Annotated in this window: 1 protein-coding gene; it reads left to right on the forward strand. The window is 28.2% G+C overall.

Features of this window, described 5'->3' with window-relative positions:
* Positions 1 to 993 (forward strand): MFS transporter (locus tag JX287_RS03585; RefSeq protein WP_204642127.1); only part of this gene is annotated, 993 nt, incomplete at both ends.

Genomic DNA, 993 nt, shown 5'->3' on the forward strand with positions numbered 1-993 from the left:
GAGGTTGTAAACTATACAATTACTATAGCAAGAATTATAGCAAACTTATTAGCTGCGTTTATATTAATTAAATTACATCCAAAGAAAGCTGCTACATTAGCATTATTTTGTCTATGTTTTTCATTTTTTGCAATATTTACTCACAATTATTGGTTATATACTGTATCTAGAATGATAATGGCATTCGGTGGATCAATGATTATTGTTTTTATAAATTCTTTTGTAGCAAAATTCATTCCTAATGATAAGAAAATAATGACAAGTGCTATAATAACAGCTGCATATAATGTAGGAGCGGCTTTAGTTGCTATTTTATTCTTATTATTTAAGGAACATTTTGTTGATGATTGGCGATATACGATGATAGGATTCAGTATTTTTAGTATAATCTTATTTATAGGATGGTTAATGTTTTCTCATGATTTTGAACCAACAATTACATGGAAACACCCGAATTACTTTGTATATAAATTACTGATAGAATCAAAAGAAATTGTTCATGAAGAAGTGAAAAAATACACTTATGCTGATGGTTTTAAAGATAAATTCATCTATGTATTTTCACTTGGATTTGGTGGATTTTTATTCTTATATGTTATGCCATTGGTGTCATTACCAAGAGTAGTTGCAGAACATGCTGGTAATACTCAATTTAAGCCAGAATTTATGATATTAACTGTAACTGTTGGAGGAATAATTGGGACTCTGTTTAGTTTAGTTGTAACTAGAAAATTGAACTTTAGTAGGAAACCATTTTTAATTTCTCATGGTGTATTAATGATTGGATTTATGGGATTAGGATTATATCTTGTATCAACTAATGTTATTTTAGCATATACTATGTTTAGTTTATCTGGATTTTTCATGTACTCACAATATCCTGTCTATCTAAACTTACCATATGAGTTGCCAAATATGAATTCACAAAGATTAACAATCATGTTTGGGATTTTCTGGGCATTTGGATATGCGATATATACATTGTTTAACTTT

The organism is Gemella haemolysans (genome assembly GCF_901873445.1).
Classification (GTDB): domain Bacteria; phylum Bacillota; class Bacilli; order Staphylococcales; family Gemellaceae; genus Gemella; species Gemella haemolysans_C.